The sequence below is a fragment of the Achromobacter sp. Marseille-Q0513 genome, from assembly GCF_018195695.1.
Taxonomy (GTDB): domain Bacteria; phylum Pseudomonadota; class Gammaproteobacteria; order Burkholderiales; family Burkholderiaceae_B; genus Achromobacter.
This window is the reverse complement of the sequence record NZ_JAGTJY010000008.1, coordinates 35896-56774: the sequence shown is the minus strand read 5'-3', so window position 1 is coordinate 56774 and position 20879 is coordinate 35896. Positions and strand designations below refer to the sequence as shown.

General features: G+C 69.0%; 18 protein-coding genes. 4 read left to right on the top strand and 14 right to left on the bottom strand.

The genetic code is table 11. The features are described 5' to 3' along the window. Positions 1 to 14: 14 nt before the first annotated feature. The 11 genes from nrdA to KDH83_RS03560 all read right to left on the bottom strand — a co-directional run bounded on the left by nrdA (position 15) and on the right by KDH83_RS03560 (position 11962). Complete coding sequence (gene nrdA / locus KDH83_RS03610; RefSeq protein WP_212312865.1) at positions 15 to 2294, bottom strand: class 1a ribonucleoside-diphosphate reductase subunit alpha; 2280 nt, start codon at positions 2292 to 2294, stop codon at positions 15 to 17. A 290-nt stretch (positions 2295 to 2584) separates the two neighbouring features. Then, positions 2585 to 3295, bottom strand: a complete 711-nt coding sequence (locus KDH83_RS03605; RefSeq protein WP_212312863.1) for an ABC transporter ATP-binding protein — start codon at positions 3293 to 3295, stop codon at positions 2585 to 2587. Beyond that, complete coding sequence (locus KDH83_RS03600; protein ID WP_212312861.1) at positions 3292 to 4071, bottom strand: ABC transporter ATP-binding protein; 780 nt, start codon at positions 4069 to 4071, stop codon at positions 3292 to 3294. The genes KDH83_RS03605 and KDH83_RS03600 overlap by 4 nt, the downstream gene beginning before the upstream one ends. Continuing rightward, positions 4068 to 5054 (bottom strand): branched-chain amino acid ABC transporter permease, encoded by a 987-nt coding sequence (locus KDH83_RS03595; protein ID WP_212312859.1) that lies wholly within the window; start codon positions 5052 to 5054, stop codon positions 4068 to 4070. The genes KDH83_RS03600 and KDH83_RS03595 overlap by 4 nt, the downstream gene beginning before the upstream one ends. A gap of 12 nt (positions 5055 to 5066) precedes the next feature. After that, positions 5067 to 5987 (bottom strand): branched-chain amino acid ABC transporter permease, encoded by a 921-nt coding sequence (locus KDH83_RS03590; RefSeq protein ID WP_212312857.1) that lies wholly within the window; start codon positions 5985 to 5987, stop codon positions 5067 to 5069. A gap of 35 nt (positions 5988 to 6022) precedes the next feature. Beyond that, on the bottom strand, positions 6023 to 7198 hold the full coding sequence (locus KDH83_RS03585; protein ID WP_212312855.1) for an ABC transporter substrate-binding protein: 1176 nt from the start codon (positions 7196 to 7198) through the stop codon (positions 6023 to 6025). Between the two features lie 51 nt (positions 7199 to 7249). Continuing rightward, the gene (locus tag KDH83_RS03580) at positions 7250 to 8251 is read right to left on the bottom strand and encodes an amidohydrolase family protein (RefSeq protein WP_212312853.1); all 1002 of its coding nucleotides are present in this window, start codon (positions 8249 to 8251) and stop codon (positions 7250 to 7252) included. A gap of 25 nt (positions 8252 to 8276) precedes the next feature. Beyond that, the gene (locus KDH83_RS03575; RefSeq protein ID WP_212312851.1) at positions 8277 to 8828 is read right to left on the bottom strand and encodes a 3-hydroxyanthranilate 3,4-dioxygenase; all 552 of its coding nucleotides are present in this window, start codon (positions 8826 to 8828) and stop codon (positions 8277 to 8279) included. A gap of 150 nt (positions 8829 to 8978) precedes the next feature. Next, the gene (locus tag KDH83_RS03570; protein ID WP_249204808.1) at positions 8979 to 9953 is read right to left on the bottom strand and encodes a LysR substrate-binding domain-containing protein; all 975 of its coding nucleotides are present in this window, start codon (positions 9951 to 9953) and stop codon (positions 8979 to 8981) included. Between the two features lie 93 nt (positions 9954 to 10046). Further along, positions 10047 to 10478 carry a RidA family protein gene (locus KDH83_RS03565; RefSeq protein ID WP_212312847.1) on the bottom strand — a complete coding sequence of 144 codons (432 nt, stop codon included), beginning with the start codon at positions 10476 to 10478 and terminating at the stop codon, positions 10047 to 10049. Positions 10479 to 10504: 26 nt separating this feature from the next. After that, positions 10505 to 11962 carry a 2-hydroxymuconic semialdehyde dehydrogenase gene (locus tag KDH83_RS03560; RefSeq protein WP_212312845.1) on the bottom strand — a complete coding sequence of 486 codons (1458 nt, stop codon included), beginning with the start codon at positions 11960 to 11962 and terminating at the stop codon, positions 10505 to 10507. Positions 11963 to 12176: 214 nt separating this feature from the next. On the opposite strand from KDH83_RS03560, the gene KDH83_RS03555 reads away from it, so the two are divergent. The 4 genes from KDH83_RS03555 (at position 12177) to KDH83_RS03540 (ending at position 15212) form a co-directional block, all read left to right on the top strand. Continuing rightward, positions 12177 to 12665: a MarR family transcriptional regulator gene (locus KDH83_RS03555; protein WP_212312844.1), complete on the top strand. Its 489-nt coding sequence runs from the start codon at positions 12177 to 12179 to the stop codon at positions 12663 to 12665. Between the two features lie 181 nt (positions 12666 to 12846). Then, positions 12847 to 13557 carry a hypothetical protein gene (locus KDH83_RS03550; protein WP_212312842.1) on the top strand — a complete coding sequence of 237 codons (711 nt, stop codon included), beginning with the start codon at positions 12847 to 12849 and terminating at the stop codon, positions 13555 to 13557. 30 nt (positions 13558 to 13587) lie between these two features. Beyond that, positions 13588 to 14439: a hypothetical protein gene (locus tag KDH83_RS03545; protein WP_212312840.1), complete on the top strand. Its 852-nt coding sequence runs from the start codon at positions 13588 to 13590 to the stop codon at positions 14437 to 14439. A 128-nt stretch (positions 14440 to 14567) separates the two neighbouring features. Continuing rightward, positions 14568 to 15212, top strand: a complete 645-nt coding sequence (locus KDH83_RS03540) for a hypothetical protein (protein WP_212312838.1) — start codon at positions 14568 to 14570, stop codon at positions 15210 to 15212. 33 nt (positions 15213 to 15245) lie between these two features. Here the strand turns inward: KDH83_RS03540 and KDH83_RS03535 are convergent, their stop codons facing one another. The 3 genes from KDH83_RS03535 to KDH83_RS03525 are packed head-to-tail and all read right to left on the bottom strand — an operon-like array spanning position 15246 to position 20790. Further along, on the bottom strand, positions 15246 to 18341 hold the full coding sequence (locus KDH83_RS03535) for an efflux RND transporter permease subunit (protein ID WP_212312836.1): 3096 nt from the start codon (positions 18339 to 18341) through the stop codon (positions 15246 to 15248). Next, positions 18338 to 19546 (bottom strand): efflux RND transporter periplasmic adaptor subunit, encoded by a 1209-nt coding sequence (locus tag KDH83_RS03530; protein ID WP_212312834.1) that lies wholly within the window; start codon positions 19544 to 19546, stop codon positions 18338 to 18340. Before KDH83_RS03530 ends, KDH83_RS03535 begins: the two co-directional genes overlap by 4 nt. Then, entirely contained in the window at positions 19543 to 20790 is a 1248-nt protein-coding gene (locus KDH83_RS03525) for an MFS transporter (RefSeq protein ID WP_212312832.1), read from the bottom strand. The genes KDH83_RS03530 and KDH83_RS03525 overlap by 4 nt, the downstream gene beginning before the upstream one ends. Positions 20791 to 20879 lie beyond the last annotated feature (89 nt).

Below are 20879 nucleotides of genomic sequence, written 5' to 3'. Positions count from 1 at the left end.
TGCGGGTGTGTTCGTCAGATCTTGCAGGCGCCGCCGGCGCAGCCGTCGTCCTGCACTTCGCCGTGCGCATCGTCGGCGCCGTCGCGGGTGTTGTGGTAGTACAGGGTCTTCAGGCCGTACTTGTAGGCCAGCAGCAGATCCTTGAGCAGCTGCTTCATCGGCACGCGGCCGCCTTCGTAGCGCTGCGGGTCGTAGTTGGTGTTGGCCGAGATCGACTGGTCGACGAACTTCTGCATGATGCCGACCAGCTTCAGGTAGGACTCGTTGCCGGACATCTGCCACAGCAGTTCGTACTTGTCCTTCAGGCGCTCGAATTCCGGCACCACCTGGCGCAGGATGCCGTCCTTGGACTGCTTGACCGACACCAGGCCGCGCGGCGGCTCGATGCCGTTGGTGGCGTTGGCGATCTGGCTGGACGTTTCCGAGGGCATCAGCGCCGTCAGCGTGGAGTTGCGCAGGCCGTGCTCGCGGATGTCGGCGCGCAGCGCTTCCCAGTCCAGGCGCAGCGGTTCGGCGCAGATGCCGTCCACGTCCTTCTTGTAGCTGTCGATCGGCAGCACGCCGGCGCTGTACGTGGTTTCATTGAAACCCGAGCAGGGGCCGAACTCGCGCGCCAGCTGCGACGAGGCCTTCAGCAGGTAGTACTGGATGGCTTCGAAGGTGCGGTGCGTCAGGCCCAGCGCGGCCGGTTCGGAATAACGCGTGCCGTGCTTGGCCAGGTAGTAGGCGTAGTTGATCACGCCCACGCCCAGCGGGCGGCGCTTCATGGTGGCGGCGCGCGCCGCCGGGATCGGGTAGCCCTGGTAGTCGAGCAGTGCGTCGAGCGCGCGCACGGCCAGGTCGGCCAGGCCTTCCAGTTCGTCCAGCGTTTCCAGCGCGCCCAGGTTGAAGGCCGACAGCGTGCACAGCGCGATTTCGCCGTCCGGGCCGTTGACATCGCTCAGCGCCTTGGTCGGCAGCGCGATTTCCATGCACAGGTTCGACTGGCGCACCGGCGCGACCTGGGGATCGAACGGGCTGTGCGTGTTGCAGTGGTCGACGTTCTGGATGTAGATGCGGCCGGTGCTGGCGCGCTCCTGCATCATCAGCGAGAACAGTTCCACGGCCGGCAGGCTGCGCTTGCGGATGGCGGGATCCTGCTCGTATTGCAGGTACAGGCGCTCGAACTCGTCCTGGTCGGCGAAGAAGGCTTCGTACAGGCCCGGGGTGTCGTGCGGCGAGAACAGCGTGATGTCCTGCGACTTGATCAGGCGCTGGTACAGCAGGCGGTTGACCTGCACGCCGTAGTCCAGGTGACGGATGCGGTTTTCCTCGACGCCGCGGTTGTTCTTGAGCACCAGCAGCGATTCGACTTCCAGGTGCCACAGCGGGTAGAACAGGGTGGCCGCGCCGCCGCGCACGCCGCCTTGCGAGCACGACTTGACCGCCGCCTGGAACATCTTGAAGAAGGGCAGGCAGCCGGTGTGCAGGGCTTCGCCGCCGCGGATCTCGCTGCCCAGGGCGCGGATGCGGCCGCCGTTGATGCCGATGCCGGCGCGCTGCGACACGTACTTGACGATGGCGCTGGTGGTGGCGTTGACGCTGTCCAGATCGTCGTCGCATTCGATCAGCACGCAGGAGCTGAACTGGCGCATCGGCGTGCGCACGCCCGCCATGATGGGCGTGGGCAACGAGATCTTGAAGCGCGACACCGCGTCGTAGAAGCGCTTGACGTAGCCCAGGCGCGTCTGCGCCGGGTACTTCGCGAACAGGCACATCGCCACCAGCAGGTACAGGAACTGCGGGCTTTCGTAGATGCGCTTGGTGACGCGGTTCTGGATCAGGTACTTGCCTTCCATCTGCTTGACCGCGGCGTAGGCGAAGTTCATGTCGCGCCAGTGGTTGATGTAGCCGTTCAGCTCGTCGAATTCTTCGCGGCTGTAGTCGGCCAGCAGGTGCGCGTCGTACTTGCCCTGTTCGGTCAGGTTGCGCACGTGGTCGTACAGGTGCGGGGGCTCGAACTGGCCGTAGGCGATCTTGCGCAGGTGGAAGATCGCCAGGCGCGCGGCCAGGTACTGATAGTTGGGCGTTTCCTCGGAGATCAGGTCCGCGGCGGACTTGATGATGGTCTCGTGGATGGCGTCGGTGCGGATGCCGTCGTAGAACTGGATATGCGAACGCATTTCCACTTGCGACACCGAGACGTTCTCCAGGCCGTTGGCGGCCCAGTCGATGACGCGGTGGATCTTGTCCAGATCGATGGGCTCCATACGCCCATCACGCTTGGTGACCATCATTGCTGCTTGTTTTTCCATGGCGGACTGCATAGCTCCTGCGGCTGGGAAAGGACGAGCGACGTCCTTCCGAGTGATCAGAATGTTCGGGTTCGAGATTGGGGCCGACCGCCAGGGCTGGCGGGGCACGTGCCGTCGCTCGGAAGCCCGTGCCGGACGGCGGCGGGGCTATCGAGGCGGCTGGAGTGACAACACTATAGGTAGTGTATCACTGGTTTGGTCTGACTAGATCTTGTGCTTTATCAAGACCCACGCATTTGTAGGGATATATGGGTGGATCGGGCCGGAAACGCGTACCCTCGGGCCGCGAACTATACCGAAAGATAGCGCAGCAGGCGCGCCTCGTCGTCGATGAAGGACTGCGAATCGCCGCTCCAGGCCACCCGGCCGGTTTCGATGATGGCGTGGCGGTCGGCCGCCGCCAGCAGCGGTTCGAGGTTCTTGTCGATGCACAGCACCGCCAGCCCCGTGCGCTTCAGGCCATCCAGCGCCCGCCAGATTTCCTCGCGCACCACCGGCGCCAGGCCCTCGGTGGCTTCGTCCAGGATCAGCAGGCGCGGATTGGTCAGCAGCGCGCGGCCGATGGCCAGCATCTGTTGCTCGCCGCCGGACAGGTGGCTGCCCAGGTGGCGGGCGCGTTCGGCCAGCCGGGGGAACAGCGCGTAGACGCGTTCCAGCGTCCAGGGCTGCGCCAGCCGCTGGCGGTTGTGCGCGGTGGCGACCAGGTTCTCGCGCACCGACAGATTGGGGAAAATGTGCCGGCCCTCGGGCACCAGGCCGATGCCGCACTGCGCCACCTGGTAGGCCGGCAGCGCGCCGATGTCGCGCCCGCCAAAGCGGATCTCGCCCCGGCTGGCGCGGTTCAGGCCCATGATGGCCTTGACCGTGGTGGACTTGCCCATGCCGTTGCGGCCCAGCAGCGAAACGAATTCGCCGGCCCCGATCTCCAGGTCGACCCCGAACAGCGCCTGGCTGGCGCCATAGTGCGCGGTGACGCCGCGCAGCGACAGCAGCGCGCTCATGCCGCGACTCCCTGCGGGCGCCGGTCCGCGCGCCGGCGTTCGCTGCCCAGATAGCATTCACGCACCTGGGGATCGTTGCGGATCTCGTCCGCGCTGCCGCAGGCCAGGACGCGGCCGTACACCAGCACGGTGACGCGGTCCGACAGGGCGAACACCGCCTGCATGTCGTGCTCCACCAGCAGGATGCTGTATTGCCGGCGCAGCCCTTGCAGCAGCGCGGTCATGGCCTCGGATTCGTGCTGGCTCATGCCCGCCATGGGTTCATCCAGCAGCAGCAGGGTCGGGCGGCAGGCCAGCACCATGGCCAGCTCCAGCTGGCGCAGCTCGCCATGCGCCAGCGCGCCGGCCGGCACATCGGCGCGGCGGCCCAGGCCGGCCAGTTCCAGCGCCGCGAGCGCGGGCTCCCGAAGCGCCGGCGTCGAGTGCGCCGGTCGCCAGAAGCGGAAGCTGTGGCCGCGCCGCGCCTGCACCGCCATGGCCACGTTCTCCAGCGCGGTGAAGGGCTTGAACACCGAGGTGATCTGGTACGAGCGCGCCAGCCCGCGCCGCACGCGCCGTTCGATGGGCATGCGGGTTACGTCCACGCCGTCCAGCAGCACCCGGCCGCCGTCCGGCCGCAGCTCGCCGCTGAGCTGGCCGATCAGCGTGGTCTTGCCCGCGCCGTTGGGGCCGATCACGGCGTGCAGCTCGCCCGGGCGCACCTCCAGCGACAGGTCGTCCGTGACGGTCAGGCCGCCGTAGCGCTTGAGCAGGTGTTCGACGCGCAGCGCGCTCATCGCGGTTCTCCGGTGGGGCAGGGCAGGGCGCGCGCGGCGGCCGGACGCCAGGGCGTTTCCGGCAGCGCGCCGTACAGGCCGCGCCGCGACAGCAGCACCACGCCCACGATCAGCAGGCCCATCGCCAACATCCAGTGGTCGGTCAGCAGCTTGAGCCCTTCCTCCAGCAGCAGGAAGGCCAGGGCGCCGGCGACGGGCCCGAACAGCGTGCCCATGCCGCCCAGCGCCACCATCACGATCAGCTCGCCGGAGGTGGTCCAGGCCAGGTACGAGGGCGAGACATACAGCGTCAGGTTGGCCAGCAGCACGCCCGCCACGCCGCACAGCATGGCCGACAGCACATAGGCCGCCAGCCGGTAGCGCAGCGTGGCGTAGCCCAGCGCGCGCATGCGCCGCTCATTGGCCTGGCAGCCGCGCAGCGCCATGCCGAAGGGGGCGTGGACCAGCCGGTGCAGCGCGGCCAGCGCCAGCAGCAGCACGCCGAACGCCGCGCCGTACAGCGCCAGCGGCGTGTCGAGCCGGAACAGGCCGAAGTCGCTGCCGGCGAACAGCGACATGCCGTCGTCGCCGCCGTAGCCTTCCAGCCCGGTGGCCAGGAAATAGAACATCTGCGCGAAAGCCAGCGTGATCATGATGAAGGCGATGCCGGAGGTGCGCAGCGCCACGTAGCCGCTGACCAGGCCGACCAGGGCGCAGGCGCCGAGCGCGGCCGCCAGGTGCAGCCAGCCATTCTCGATGCCATGGTGGCTCAGCACGCCCACGGCGTAGGCGCCCAGGCCCAGGTACAGCGCGTGGCCGAAGCTGACCATGCCGCCGTAGCCGAGCAGCAGGTTCAGGGCCAGCGCGGCGATGCCGTACACCAGCACCCGGCCGAACAGCGCCAGCAGGAAGGGTTCGCCCTGCCATTGCGCATACAGCGGCACCAGCGCCAGCACCAGCAGCAGCGAGCCGGCGGCCAGCGCGCGGGGAGAGAATCGAAGCATGCCGGGGTCTCCTTATCCGTGCCGCACCGGGAACAGGCCCTGCGGCCGCAATGCCAGCACCAGCGCCATGACGATGTAGATCAGCATCGAGGCGATCGCCGGGCCCGCCGCGTTGGCGGCCGCCGGCGGCAGCGCCGCGCGCAGCAGGGCCGGCAGCAGCGCGCGGCCCAGCGTGTCGACCAGGCCCACCATCAGCGCCGCCAGGAAGGCGCCGCGCACCGAGCCGATGCCGCCGATGACGATCACCACCAGCGTCAGGATCAGGATCGGCTCGCCCATGCCGGTCTGCGCCGACAGGATCGGGCCCGCCATCAGCCCCGCCAGGCCGGCCAGCACCGCGCCCAGCACGAACAGCAGCGTGTTCAGCCGCGCGATGTTCACGCCCAGCGCGCCCACCATCATGCGGTCGGTGGAGCCGGCGCGGATCAGCATGCCGAGCCGCGTGCGGTGGATCAGCGCGTAGCAGCCGGCCGCCACCGCCAGCCCCGCCACGATGATGAGGAAGCGGTACAGCGGATAGGTCACGCCAAGCAGGTCGATGGTGCCGGACAGCCAGGACGGCAGCCCCATGCTGATGGGCGCCGGGCCCCAGATGATGCGCGTCAGCTCGTTGAAGAACAGGATGAAGCCGAAGGTGGCCAGCACCTGGTCCAGGTGCTCGCGCGGATAGAGCCGCGCCAGCGCGACGCGGTCCAGCAGCAGCCCCAGCAGCGCCATGCCGGCCACCACCGCGGCGGCGGCCAGCAGGAACGAGCCGCTGTGGCGGAACACGGTGGCCGCGATGAAGGCGCCCATCATGTACAGCGAGCCGTGCGCCAGGTTGATGAAGTTCATGATGCCGAACACCAGCGTCAGGCCGGCGGCCAGCAGGAAAAGCAGGATACCCAGCTGCAGGCCGTTCAGGGCCTGCACCAGCAGCAGCGTCGCGGACATGGCGCCTTACCTCGTTCTTGCCCGGCAGGCCGGCGTCATTTCATGGCGCATTGCGCGGCGTACTGGTCGGACACCTTGGACAGGTCGGGGAAGATCGGCCCCTTGTTGACGAAGCCGATCCTGCCGTCCGCGCCCGCCGCCACGTCGGCGCGGAAGAAACCGGCCGCCGGGAAGTGATTGGGCTGGTAGCGGAATTCGCCGCGCACCGAGGCGAAGTCGGCCGCCTCCAGCGCCTTGCGCAGCGCGTCCTTGTCGTCGACCTTGCCGCCGGTGCGCTTGAGCGCCGAGCCGATCAGCTGCGCCGCGTCCCAGGACTGGGCCGCGTAGCTGGACGGTTCGCGGCCGTACTTCTGGCGGAAGGCGGCGGCGAAGGCCTTGTTGGCGGCGTTGTCCAGGTCGGGCGAATACGGCACGTTGGTGACCGCGCCCAGCGCGTCCTTCTGCAGGGCGGGCAGGGTGGCGCCGTCGATGGTGTCCACCGACAGCAGCGGGATCTTGTCGAACAGGCCGGCCTGGCGGTATTGCTTGACGAAGTTCACGCCCATGCCGCCGGGGAAGAACACATAGGCGGCGTCGGGCTTGGCGTCGGCCAGCGCGGCCAGCTCGACCGAGTAGTCGGGCTGGTTGACCTGGGTGAACACCTCGTTGACCACCTCGCCCTTGAAGAAGCGCTTGAAGCCGGCCATGGCGTCCTTGCCGGCCTGGTAGTTGGGCGCCAGCAGGTAGACCTTCTTGAAACCCATCTGGTTGGCCATCTCGCCGCTGCCTTCGTGGCGCTGGGTGTTGTTCCACGAGGTAGAGAAGAAGAACGGCGTACAGTCCTTGCCGGCCAGGTTGGTGGGGCCGGCGTTCGAACCCACCAGGAACACGCCCGCGCCGGTCACCGGCCGCGCCACGGCCAGCATCACGTTGGAATACACCACGCCCGTGATGATGGCCACCTTGTCGCTCTGCACCAGCTTGCGCGCGGCCTGCACGCCGACCTCGGGCTTGAACTGGTCGTCTTCCTTGATGACCTGCACCGGCACGCCGCCCAGCTTGCCGCCGCCCTGTTCGACGGCCAGCATGAAGCCGTCGAGCTGGTCCTGCCCCAGCACCGAGCCGGGGCCGGTCAGCGTGGTCAGCAGGCCGATCTTGACCTCGGCCCAGGCGGCGGCGCCCGGGGCCAGTCCCAGGGCCGCGGCGGCGGCCAGCAGATAGATGCGTTTCATGTGTATCCCCTTGCGTTGCCGTGTCTCACGGTCATGGTTGGCGGCGGGACGTCAGCGGTCCAGTCCGAAGAATGTTTGCGTATTGCCGGCCAGGATCTTCTGCTGCACGGCGGGCAGCAGATCGGCGTTGGACACCAGCCGGCCGACTTCCTGCTCGCCCAGCGGATAGGGGTAGTCGGAGCCGAGCAGCACGCGGTCCTCGCCCATCACGTCGATCAGGAGGCGCAGCGAGCGCGGATCGAACACGGCGCTGTCCACATAGAAGCGGTCGGTGTAGGACGAAGGCAGCTGGGGGCAGTCCTGGCGCACGATGTCGCGGTGGCGCCAGGCGTTGTCGACCCGGCCCAGCAGGAAGGCGAAGCTGCCGCCGCCATGGGCGAAGCAGAGCTTGAGGCTGCGCGGAATGCGCTCGAAGGCGCCGGACAGGATCAGCGACAGGATGCCGAGCTGGGTCTCGGCGGGCATGGACACCAGCCAGGGCAGCATCCAGCGCTTCATGCGGCCGTCGGTCATCATGTCCCAGGGATGCACCAGCACCGGGATGCCCTCGTCCGCGCAATGCACCAGGAAGCGCACCAGCGTGTCGTCGTCCAGGTCGCGCGGGCCGACGTGGTTGCCGATCTGCACGCCCAGGTGGCCGGCGGCGCGGGCGCGCGAAGCTTCCCGGCAGGCCAGGTCCAGGTCCTGCAGCGGCACCTGGGCCAGCGCCTTGAGGCGGCCGGGCGCATGGGCGCAGTGTTCCAGCGCCAGGTCATTCATGCGCGCGGCCCAGTCCGCCGCGGCCCGGGCCGGATAGGCATAGCCGAACATCACCGGCGTGGCGCACAGGATCTGCAGGTCGACGCCGTGGCGGTCCATCTGCGCCACACGCAGCGCGGGGTCCCACAGCGTGGCGTCGACCGGGCGGAACGGGCGGTCGCCGGCCATGATCTGGCCGGTCGAGCCGTCGCCGTCGCGCCGCAGCCAGGGCGCGTCGACCGGGTCCAGCGCTGCCGCTTCCTGCCGCGTGATGGGCGGGAAGAAGTGCGCGTGCATATCGATTTTCAGGGTCATGGGGAAAGAAAGGAAGAGTGGGGCGTCAGGCGGGCGCCGCCTGTGCGGCGGGCGCTTGCGTCTTGCCGGGATGCAGCGCGCCGCAGCCGGGGCAGGTGCGCCGCGCTTCGTTGGAATAGAAGGCCTCGAAAAGCGGCGGCAGGTCGGTGACGATGCTCTTGAGCTGCACCTCGACCCGGTGCACCAGATGGCCGCATTGCGGGCAGTACCACTCGAAGCCGTCCAGCAGCCCGGGCGGGCGCTGGCGCTCGATGACCAGGCAGGCGCTGCCGGTCTCGGGCCGCTGCGGCGAATGGCGCACGTGCGGCGGCAGCAGGAAGATGTCGCCTTCCTTCAGGTCGACGCGTTCGGGCTTGCCGTCGATCCACAGCGACAGCCAGGCGTTGCCGCGCACCTGGTAGAAGAACTCTTCCAGTGGATCGTCGTGGTAGTCGGTGCGCAGGTTGGGGCCGCCGACCACCGTGACGATGAAATCGGCGTCCTGCCAGATCTGCTGGTTGCCGACGGGCGGCTGCAGCAGATGCGCGTGATCCTGGATCCAGCGCTGGAAATTCAAGGGCGGGCCGTAGGCGGGCATGGGGGACTCCGGTGGCGCTTGCGGACTTCGATGACTGGAAGTCTAGGGGGGGAAGGCGGCTGCCGTGCAATAGAAATTGCGCGGTTGGATATGCGGCTTATCTATCGCGGGGTTTCCCTGAACGGGCTTACCCGGATGCGGCGCGGCGGATCAGGCGGGGTCCGGATTCGCGTCGCGCTGCGCCGCGACCCGCTTCAGGTAGTCGACCAGCCGCAGACAGGCCGGCGTCAAGGGCCGGTCGGCGCGGATCGAATAGCCGACGTCGCCGAACGCGCCGAAGGCGTCGGTGGGCAGGCGCGCCAGGACGCCCATGGCCAGGAACTGGGCCGCGGCGTCGTAGGGCATCAGCGCCAGCGCGTCGCTGTGCATCAGGATGCCGATATTGGTGAGCAGCGACAGCGATTCGACGTGGCGCGTGGGCAGGCGCACGCCGGCGTCGAAGAAGCTGCGCTCGATCGAGGCGCGCAGCGGCGAGGTGGGGGCGGGCAGGATCCAGATGTGGTCCGCCAGCTCGGCCAGCGACACCCGCGCGGACCCGGCCAGCGGATGGCTGGCGCCGGCCACCAGGCACAGGTCTTCGCGGTACAGCTTGTGATGGTCGACGGCCACGCCCGAGATCGAGGCCATGTCGGCGCCCGGCAGCCGGCCGACCACGATGTCGACGTCGCCCGTGGCCAGCGCCGGCAGCAGCTGCGCCGACGGGCCCTCGCGCACCGTGACCTGGATGCCGGGATGCTCGGTCATCAGCCGCGCGATGGCCTCGGGCAGCAGCTTGGCCGAGGCCGCGATGAGCGTGCCCACCACCACGTGGCCGCTGGCGCCGCCGAGCACCGCGTCGATGTCGTCGGCCATGTAGCGGATCTCGGCCATCATGGCGTGCACGCGTCGGCCCAGCACCAGCGCCAGCTCGGTCGGCGTGACGCCGCGGTTGGAGCGTTCGAACAGCGTCGCGCCGAAGAAGGCCTCCAGGTCGTGGATGGCCTTGGTGACGGTGGGCTGGGTCAGGTGCATCTCGCTGGCGGCGCGCGACAGCGAGCGGCGCGCCAGCACGCGTTCGAAGATCTGCAGCTGGTGCAGCTTCAGCTTGTGGCTGAGCGCGTTGGGCGTGATGCGGAAGTTCGACATGCGCGCGACCGTCCCGGCTTGCGGGCCGGGGCGGCGATCCTGTTCCGAAGGAAGGGCCGGAAGGCGGTCTGGCGCCATCGCCGCGCCTGTCCGCTAGCGCGCCAGCGGCTTGTAGGCGACCGCCTTGATTTCAATCAGCAATTGCGGGTGCGGCAGCTGATGGACCGCCACGGTGGTGCGCGCCGGCCCATCGGCGTCGAAGAACTCGCCGTAGACCTGATTGTAGCCACCGAAGTCGTTCATGTTGACCAGGAAAGTACTGATCTCGACCACGTCGGCCAGGCCGGCGCCGGCGCTGGCCAGGATGTCGCGGATGTTCTCGATCACGGCGCGGGTCTGCGCGCGGATGTCGAGCGTGGCGGTGCCCATGGCGTCGACCTCGGCGCCGGCGATGCGGTTGTCGGGCAGGCGCGAGCTGGTGCCGGAGACGAACAGGAAATCGCCGGCACGCTTGATGTGCGGATACTTGCCGCGTGGCGTGGCCTTGCCGGCGACGACGGTGGCGCTGACGGGGGAATGGGGCATGGCGGTGTCCTTGGAGGCACGGGGCCTCACAGCTTGATGCAGACGTTGGTGGGTTCGGTGTAGAAGTGCAGCGAGTGGCGGCCGCCCTCGCGGCCGATGCCGGACAGGCCGCTGCCGCCGAACGGCGTGCGCAGGTCGCGCAGGAACCAGCAGTTGACCCAGGCCAGCCCCACCTTCATCGCCTGCGCCACGCGGTGGCCGCGCGTCAGGTTCTGGGTCCAGACGGCGGCGGCCAGGCCGTAGCGGCTGTCGTTGGCCAGGCGGATGGCTTCTTCCTCGGTGTCGAACGGCGCCACGTGGCAGACCGGGCCGAACACTTCTTCCTTGATGCAGCGCGCAGTCTCGGGCAGGCCGGTCCAGATGGTCGGTTCCACGTAGGCGCCGGCGTCGCGGGCGTCGCCGAACGCGGGCACGCCGCCGCCGGTGACCACGGTGGCGCCTTCCGCGCGCGCCAGCGCGAAATACGCCAGCACCTTGTCGCGATGCTCGCGCGAGACCAGCGGGCCCATGCCGGTCTGCGGATCGCCAGGCCAGCCGATGCGCAGCGCCCGCGCGCGCTCGGCCAGCGCGGCGACGAAGCGCTCGTAGATCGGGCGCTCGACATAGACGCGCTCGGTGCACAGGCAGACCTGGCCACAGTTGGCGAAGACCGAGCGCGCGGTGCCGTCGACGGCGGCCTCGAAGTCGGCATCGGCGAACACCAGCGCCGCGTTCTTGCCGCCCAATTCGAACGACACGGGCTTCACGCCCGGCGCCACGGCGCGCATGATGGCCGCGCCGGTGGCCGATTCGCCGGTGAAGGTGATGCCGTCGATATCGGGATGCGTGGTGATGAATTCACCCGCCGAACCCGGGCCGAAGCCATGGGTCAGGTTCAGCACGCCGGGCGGCAGGCCGGCTTCGTGCGCGACCTCGGCCAGCAGGGTCGCGGTGGACGGCGTGACTTCCGACGGTTTCATGATGACGGTGTTGCCGAAGGCCAGCGCCGGCGCCACCTTCCAGGTCAGCAGCAGCAGCGGCAGGTTCCACGGCGAGATCACGCCGACCGCGCCCAGCGGCTTGCGGTACGCGTAGTTCAGCGCCTGCCGGCCGTCGGGCGTGTCGGTCATGTAGCTTTCCATGTCCAGCGTGCGCGCCAGCTCGGCGAAGGCGCGGAAGTTCGCGGCCCCGCGCGGGATGTCGATCTGGCTGGCCCAGGATACCGGCTTGCCGGTGTCGCCGATCTCGGCCTGCAGGAAGTCGTCGAAGCGGCGGGTGATGCCGTCGGCCAGCGCCAGCAGGTGATCGGTGCGCGCGGCCACCGGCAGGGCGGCCCAGGCCGGCAAGGCGCGTCGGGCGGCGGCGACGGCGCGGTCGACCTGCTCGCGGCTGGCCTCGTGAACCTGGGCGATCAACGCGTGATCGACCGGACTGTGCTTGTCGAAGGTCGCGGCGCCGTCTTCGAAACGGCCGTCGATGTAGTTGCGTAGCTGGCGGATCGTCATGATCGGGATTCCCGTGGAACAGGTCGCGTCGGTTCTGGCAATAAACTACGTATACGTACTATTATGCGGATCTTAGGCGGCGCGTCCGGCGAAGTCAACGCAGGGTTTTGCCCAGGGCGGCAGCGGCCGCGCGGATGCGGCCCAGGAGCCTGGAGGCGAGTCCTTCGCCGCCCGCCTTGCCTACAATCGCCAGGCCTATTTCATGGAAAGCCCGATGACCGCATCCCGTCCGACCGCCCGCCGTCCGGCCTCGTCCCGCGCCTTGCGGGACTTCGATCTGACCCAGGTGGCGTCGCACCTGCTGCGGCGGGCGCATTTCCGGGCCGAGGCGCTGTTCGCGCAGGCCTTTCCCGACGAGGACCTGACGCCGCGGCAGAAGGCCCTGTTGATCACCGTCCACCAGCATCCCGGCGCCACCCAAAGCCGCATCGCCGAACTGATCGCGCTGGACCGCAATTCCTTCGCCGAGATGATCGCCCGCATGACGGCCAAGGGCTATGTGCGGCGCACGCGCTCGGCCGAGGATGCGCGCGCCTATGCGCTGGAGATCACCGAGGCGGGCCTGGACCTGCTGATGCGCGTGCTGCCGCGCGACGCGGAAGTGGAGGCGCAAGTGCTGGCGCCGCTGCCGCAGGAACTGCGGCCGGTGTTCCTGCGATGCTTGCGGTTGATGGTGGGAGTGGAGGCGGATGAGGGGGGCTGATAGGGGAGGTCGCTGGCGAAGTGACGGGAATATCACACATGGCCATGCCGTGGCGGACACGATGCGGCAGAATGCTCCTGGCCTTTGTTTCCAGCAACAACCCATTCACATGATCGAAGGGCAAGGGAAAGAAGGCAGGCTTCATTCGCAAAACTGAGCAAGACGTCAATTTCGGATGGCAATGCTGCACAATCCAATTCGCAAACTTCTGGGGATGCCTGCTGGTGGCTCGGGGAGTTCAATCCATGCGGTTTCCATTGTCGAGATGCGTTCTTACGAAGCGCGGCTCTGGCATGGACTGGTTCAGCCCGTCATTCAGAATAGCTATGTATCGAGCACATCCGCGCCGGACGGCCGGGTGCGGGCGGATTGGGATTGGAACTGGCCTCGCATAAGGGCGACCGCCGGTTTATACAATTTACTGGGCCCCATTGTGCGCTGGGGTTGCGTGCGCTCATTGTGCGTGGTCGTGGATGGCCCCAGACACAAGGCGGTCCCGGTCGGCATGCTGGCGGCGGTCCCGAATCTCGAGACGACGGCATTCGGCCTCAAGGAGGGGCGGGCCTTCACGTGGTTCCTGGCGGATGCTCCCAAAGAGCTGTATACGGAGGTTTTGCACATGCCCGTACTCCAGGACGTCGCCCGAGTGTTGATAGATTGCACCATCCAACTGGCGTTGGATGACGGCCATGGCGGTTCGCTGATCCTGCATGCGTCGCCCGACGGCGGCCCCCGGCTCCAGCAGTTCTACCTGCGTCTGGGCATGCAACAGCTTCCCGAGGGGGCGGGCGCCGTTACCCCGCTGCGATTCCGGCATCGTACTGACGAGTACTTCCTGTTCGACGACGTCCAGGCCGCTGCATTCTGCAGTACATTCGAAGGGCAGCGGTAGCCTGGAAGCAGCCTATTGTGCCTATCTCGCATGACTAACTTCGTCACCCGCATCGACCCGAAAGTATTGGCGGCCGCCCTTCAGGAAATCGAGGGGCGGGGCTTTGATTTGTCCACGGAAAGCGGTCAGAAGGATGCGCAAGCCGTTGTGGAGCGTTTGCTGGCAAGCGATGAGTCCGAAGCGCGATTGGTTGATGCGATCGTCAGGTTGGAAGACGGGCTTCAATCGGGTCAGAAGCATGAGATTGAGCGCAAGATCGCCGGAACGTCGATCAAGCAGGCTTCCATTCGTGATTCCTGGGTTGCCGCCCAGGACTCGTCTTCGTCGCTCGTTCCGCCCATGGGTTCACCAGAGTTTGACCGGTATGTCGACGCAGCGGGCGCGCATGAGTCCATGACTTTGCAGGAAAAGTCCGTCGCGACGCCTCGCGAATCATGGCTCTTGTACTACCACTACCGTGATTTCGACAGGATCCTGCGCAATGCTGAAAACCGCTTGCAAGCCTATGCGCTCAAGGACAGGCGGTCTTTTGTCGATCGGTTGAGCGCGGCTTTCGACGGTTTCGTCAATTCAGGCAAGCGCGAAGAAAGCACCAGCGTGACGCACTATCCCGGTCGGTTCGTCGTGGAGGTCAAGCTCCGCAGCGACGCGGCGCGGTGGGTGTCCTCATTGTTGGAGGATGGCCTGCTTGTGCGTTTGCAAAGCAGCGGTGACCAGCCCGTCGAGATCATGCTGCGCATCGGGTCCGATGCGGCACCGGAGAATGAACTCCTCAGGGCCTTCGAGAGCAAGCCAGGACTCGGGGTGAAGCTTATCCATACGGCCCGGCGAGCCTTGCTTGAAGAGGCGGGAGCCGCCCGCCCGGAGTCTCCTCGCCCTTGACGTCAGGGCTCGCTGTGCTTCACCCTCGATCGGCGCGCGGCAGTCCACCGAACGGTGGACGCCAATCCTTCAACCACAGCTGACGTGACGATTGCGCGCGTAGCTCAAATAGACGGTGTGACCAACCCATGAATGTTCAACGCATGCTGCTGGTGCTTGCCACGCTGACCCTGTCGCCTGTGTTCAACGCCCAGGCCAACGCCGGGACGGCGGCCTGGACGCCGCCGGGTCCGACCGCCTGCCGATTCTCCGGCTGGACGGTCAATGACAAGCCCGCGATCGAGGTGCGCGCGGGGGCGTCGGCGACCTCCAAGGTGGTCGGCAGCCTGCCGACCACGCGCGGCGAGGGTCTCGATCCGGCCTTGGACTACTACAGCGTCACGTTCGACTTGGTCGAGGCGCGCGATGGCTGGCTCAAGATCAAGGGCGCCAGCGACGAGATGAGCGACAAGCCCCGGCCGGTGTACCAAGGCGAGGGATGGATCAAGGCCGGGGACATGCAGGTCGGCGTGCAGTCGGCGCGTGGATACGCGCGTCCCGACGCCGGCAGCGAGCGGCTGCTCGACCTGAAGGGCGACTGGCTGCGCGACCGGGTCGCGCTGCGCGGCGTCGTCGCCTGCGACGGCGAATGGCTGCTGCTGGACTACGAGATGCGCAACGACGAGAAACTGGAGCCGCTGGCTCCCAAGGACCGCAAGCGGGGGCGGGCGTGGTTCCGCGGCATCTGCGGGTCCGAGGAGACCAGCTGCGACATGCGCTCGGTCGACCAGTAGCGGGCCGGCCGCGCGCCGGTGCGCGGTGCTTGTTCACGCCTCCTCTTCGTCGCGGTCCCGCTGCGTGACGGATGTCAGCCGCGCCAGCCTGGGCGCCAGCCAGTTGCGCAGATCGTCCATGTAGCTGAAGACCACGGGGACGAAGATCAGGCTCAGCAGGGTGGAAGTGATCAGCCCCCCGATGACCGCCACGGCCATCGGCGCGCGGAAACCGGCGTCGGCGCCGGTGATGAGCAGCGCTGGCACCATGCCGGCCACCATGGCGATGGTGGTCATGATGATGGGCCGGGCGCGCTCCGCGCCCGACTGCATCAGCGCCTCGTGGCGCGCCATGCCATGGCGGCGCTTCTCGATCACGAATTCCACCATGAGGATGGAGTTCTTCGTCACGATCCCCATGAGCATGAGCAGGCCGATCACCACTGGCAGGTCGATGGCCGCGCCATAGAGCAGCAGCCCGCCGATGGCGCCGCCGATCGCCAGCGGCAGGGAGGTCAGGATGGTCAGGGGCTGCAGAAAGTCCCGGAACAGCAGGATCAGCACCGCATACACCATCAGCACGCCGAAGGTCATGGCGACGCTGAACTTCTCGAACATTTCCCGCATGTACTCCGCGTCGCCGTATTCGATCCGGCGCACGTCGGCCGGCAGCTCGCGCAGCGCGGGCAAGGCGTCGATGGCTTCCAGCGCGGTGCCCAGCGTCGTCCCGGCCAGGTCCGCGTCCACCGAGATCCTGCGCAGTCGCGCGGACCGCTCGATGCGGGCCGGGCCGCTGCCGTATCCGATGTCGGCGACGCTGCGTAGCGCCACGGTCGCGCCGCTGTCGGTCGAGACGCGCAGATTGCCCAGCGCCTGCAGGTCGCCCTGTTCGATGGCGGGCAGCAGCACGCGCACGGGCACCTGCCGGTCCGCGAAGTTGAAGCGCGCCGAATTGGCATTGGTGTCGCCCACGGTGGCGATGCGCGCCACCGTGCCGATCGACGCGGCGGTGACGCCCGCCCGCGCCGCTTCGTCCGCGCGCGGACGGATCAGCAGTTCGGGGCGCGGCAGCGGTTCCTTGACCTGCACGTTGGCGATGCCCGGCAGCGCGCGCATGTCGCGTTCCAGCGCATGCGCGGCCCGCGACAGGGCATCGGCATCCGCGCCGGCCAGGATGATCGACACGTCGCGCGCCGCGCTGTCGCCGCGGAAGGCATAGCGGGTGTCAGGGAACGCGTCCAGCAGCGGCCGCACGGAATGCTCGAACGCCTTCTGGCTGAGTTCGCGCTGGTCGGCCGGCACCAGCCGGATCAGCAATTGCCCGTTGGCGACGTCGGTCGCGCCGGACGCGTCCTCGCCGCCCGCCGTGGTGAAGACGGCGCGCACTTCGGGCCGCTGGCGCAGCCGCGCCGCCATCTCGTCGAGCTTGCCGTCCGTCTGGGACAGTGGCGTGCCCGGCGGAAAGAACACGTCGACCCGGCTCAGGCTGAGATCGCTGACGGGCATGAAGCCGGATGGCAGCAGCGGCACCAGCGCCAGCGACGCGGCCAGGAAGGCGGCGGCCAGCGCCAGGCTCTTGCGGCGATGCCGCAGCGCCCAATCCAACATGCGCAGGTAGCGCCCGAGCAGGCCGGTGGCATGGCCTGTTTCCTGGCGCTGGCCGGCCGGCGGCTTGGGCGCGAGCAGGTACGCCGCCATGAGCGGGGTCACCAGCCGGGCCACCAGCAGCGAGGCCAGCACGGCCGCCGACACGGTGACGCCGAAGGGCGCGAAATACTGGCCGACGAAGCCGCCGATGAAGCTGACCGGCAGGAACACCGCGACGATGGTGGCCGTGATGGCCACGACCGCGAAGCCGATGGCGTCGGACGCATCCAGCGCGGCGCGGTACGGCCGCTTGCCCATGTCGAGGTGGCGCTCGATGTTCTCGATTTCGACGATGGCGTCGTCCACCAGGATGCCGATCACCAGGGTCAGCGCCAGCAGCGTGATGCTGTTCAGCGTATAGCCGAACGCGGCCATGACCGCGAAGGCAGGCAGGATGGACAGCGGCAGCGCGATCGCCGCCACCAGCGTGGCCCGCCAGCTGCGCAGGAACAGGAAGACGACCAGCACGGTCAGCGCGGCGCCTTCCACCAGCGTCATGATGGCCGCGTCGTAGCTGGCCAGCGTGTAGGCCACGGACGAGGACACCTGCTGGATGTCGACGTCGGCGTGCTGGCGGCGCAGCTGTTCCAGGGCGTGCTCCACGCCCTGCGCGACGCGCGTGTCGCTGGAACCCTTGGCGCGGAACACGGCGAAGCCCACCACCTCCTGGCCGTCCAGCCTGGCCCGCGTGCGCGCCTCGCCGGCGCCATCGCGCAGGACGGCGATATCGTCGAGCCGCGTCCAGCGGCCGTTGGGCAGCGCGATGGGCGTCGCGCCCAGCGCCCGCACGCTGGCGGCGCTGCCGAGCGCACGGATCGATTGTTCCGTGCCGGCGAGCGTGGCGCGACCGCCGGGGACGTTGGCGTTGGCGCGCAGCAGCTGCGCGTTGACCTGGTCCGCGCCCAGCCCCAGCGCCTCCAGCCGGTCGGCGCGCAGGGCGACCCGGACTTCGCGCTCCACCCCGCCCAGGCGCTGCACCTTCTGCACGCCGGGCACGGACAGCAGTTCCCGGCTGATCACATCGTCGACGAACCACGAGACGTCGACCAGGCCGAGGGCCTGGGCGCTGACCGCGTAGTTCAGGATGGCGCCGCCCTCGACATCGACGCGGGTGATGATGGGTTCCTCGATCGTCTGGGGCAGGTCGGCGCGGATCTGCGCGATGGCATCGCGGATGTCATTGGCGGCCCGGCCTGGATCCACGCCCAGCTGGAACTCCACCGTCGTGATCGAAATGCCGTCGGCCACCGTGGACGTGATGTGGCGGATGCCGGCCAGGCCGGAGACGGCGCGTTCCACCCGCAGCGTGACCGCGTGTTCCAGCTCGGTCGGCGCCGCGCCGACCTGGGGCACCGCGACCGTCACCACGGGAAAATCCACGCGCGGATTGGCGTTGATCGGCAGGCCGAGGAAGGACGTCCAGCCGGCGACCGCCAGGACCAGGAACAGCACGATGGTGGGGATGGGCCGGCGGATGGCCCAGGAGGACAGTTGCATGCTCATCGCGCCGGCGCCTCCGGCTGCGCGGACGCCACGACGTCGCCTTCCTTGATGAAGGCGGCCGCGGCGGCCACCAGGCGCTCACCCGCGTCCAGGCCCGACCGGACCTCGGCCACCGAGCCATTGAGCCTGCCCAGGGTGACCGCGCGGCGGGCCACGCGGCCGGCGGCGTCCAGCACCATGACCGAGGCCGCGCCCTGCGCGCCGAATGTCACCGCGCGCTGCGGCACCACCACCGGCAGTGGATCCATGCCGGTCTCCAGCGTCGTGGCCGCGAAGCTGCCCGCCCGGGCCGCCTGCGCTGCATCGAGCGCGATCCGGACGCGGCCCATGCGCGTCGCCTCGTCCACCTTGGGCGATACGCGGCGGACCCTGCCGGCCACGGCATCAGGCGTGCCGGCCACCCGCAGCTGCGCGGGCATGCCGGGCAGGATGCCGGCCAGCGCGCTCTCTGGCACCTCGCCGTCCAGTTCGAGCAGGCCGTCGCGGATCAGCTTGAACAGCGGCGCGTCGCCGCCCAATGCGCCGGCCCGCGCGTGGCGCTCGGATACCACGCCGTCGGCCGGCGCCAGCAGCGCGGCCTTGTCGCGCTGCGCCTGTGCCTGCGCCAGCCCGGCCCGGGCCTGTTCCTGTTCGGCGCGCGCGGCGGCGAGCGCGGCGGCGCTGGCGCGCGCCTGCGCCTGCTGCTGGTCGATCTGCTGCGCGCTGACCGAGCCCGAGCCGGCCAGGGGCGCGATGCGCCGCAACTGGGCCTGGGCCTCGGCGTTCAGCGCTTCCTGCTGCAGCACCTGCGCCCGTGCCCGGCCCAGCGCCGCCTGCGCCTGGCGCAGCTGCGCGTCCAGGGTATCCGTTTCCAGCGTGGCCAGCGGCTGGCCGGCGCGCACCCAATCGCCTTCCTCGACCAGCACCGCCGCGATGCGCTGGTCCTGCAGCGGCGTGCGGATGGCGATCTCGTCTCGGCCGATCAGGGATCCGGTCACCGCGATGCGTATCGGGACGGCGCCGGGGCCGGCCACGATGGTGGTGACGCGCAAGGCCGGCGGGGGTGGCGGCGGCTCGTCCGCGGCGGCCGGCGCGGCCCGTAGCGCCAGCGCGGCAAGGGCGGCCAGGGCCACGGCGCAGGCGGCGGCGAGACTGTATTTGTGACGGGCAAGCAGGGCTTTGCGCCGGGAGGTGGCGTTCACGCTCATGGGGGACGTCGCGGTCATCGGGAGGCTTCCCGGTTGGTGGGCGAGGCGGGGAGCGCGGCGCGAACCGGCTCGTGGGCAGGGGCAAGCAGGTAGGGCAGGGCCAGCAGCGCGAACATGGCGGCCAGGAAAATCATGACGGCGCGCGTGCCGGCCAGTTCGATGGCGGCGCCGGCCAGCAGCACGGCCAGCGGCGTGGCGACCAGCGCCAGCGCGTTGAAGGCGCTCAGCACCCTGCCGCGTATCGCGGCGGGCGTGCCGCGCAGCAGCGCGGTGCTGACCAGCGGATTGAGCGGGCCCACGCCCAGTCCGGCCAGCGCGCCCGACAGGAGCATCAGCGCGTCGCCGCCCTGCAGCGCCAGCAGCGCGAAGGCCAGGGTTTCCAGCGCCAGGCTGGCCAGCAGGATCCGTCGCGGGCCCAGGCGCTGCCCATGGCGGGCGTAGGCCAGCGCGGACACGATGGCGCCGCCGCCGGCCAGGGCCAGGAACCTGCCCAGGTCGGTAGCGTCCCGGCCGCTGTCGCGCAGGAAGACCGGCATGACCACGGCGTCCAGGGCGCTGAACAGGCTGACCACGGCCATGCCCGTCAGCACCAGCGCGCGCAGCGGGGGCTCGGACCACAGAAAGCGTCCCCCGACCAGCGCGCCTTGCCGTGCCGCTGTCCCGCGCGCGGCCCGCCGCTTGCCGGGCAGATAGATCGCGTTCAGCGCCGCCGCCGTGATCGAGCACAGGGCCGTGAGCCACAGGGTCAGCTCCGGTCCGACCAGGGCGATGCTCAGGCCGGCGGCGATGGGGCCCGCGATGGTGGCGGCGCCGTCGGCGAGCTCATCCATGGCCGTGACGCGCTCCAGCGGCATCCGCGCCAGGCGGGCCAGTTCGGGATAGCGCGATTCTGACGCCGCCATGCCCGGCCCGTCGAACAGCGCGCCCAGCGCGATCAGGGCCATGAGCGGGGCCATGCCGAGCAGGCCGCTTTCATGCAGCAGCACGATGGCGATCAGGCTGCTGGCGCTGACCAGGTCGGCCGCCACCGCGACGCGCCTGGCGCCATGGCGGTCCAGCATCTGACCGCCGAAGAAGGCGCCGATGATCAGCGGCACCATGCCGGCCGCGGCGGCCGCGCCGGTCCAGGCCGCGCTGCCGGTGATGCCGAGCACCAGCCACGGCAGCGCGACCGCGGCCACGGCATTGCCGAACAGCGTGATGCCGCCCGCGATGATGGCGCCGTACACCGGCGCGCGGCGGACGCGCGAATGACGATTCATGTTCGAAGCCGAGCCTGGAGTGGGATATTATTAATAGACTGATTGGTCGATCTATTATGTTTTCATCTCAACGAATCGTCAAATGGCGA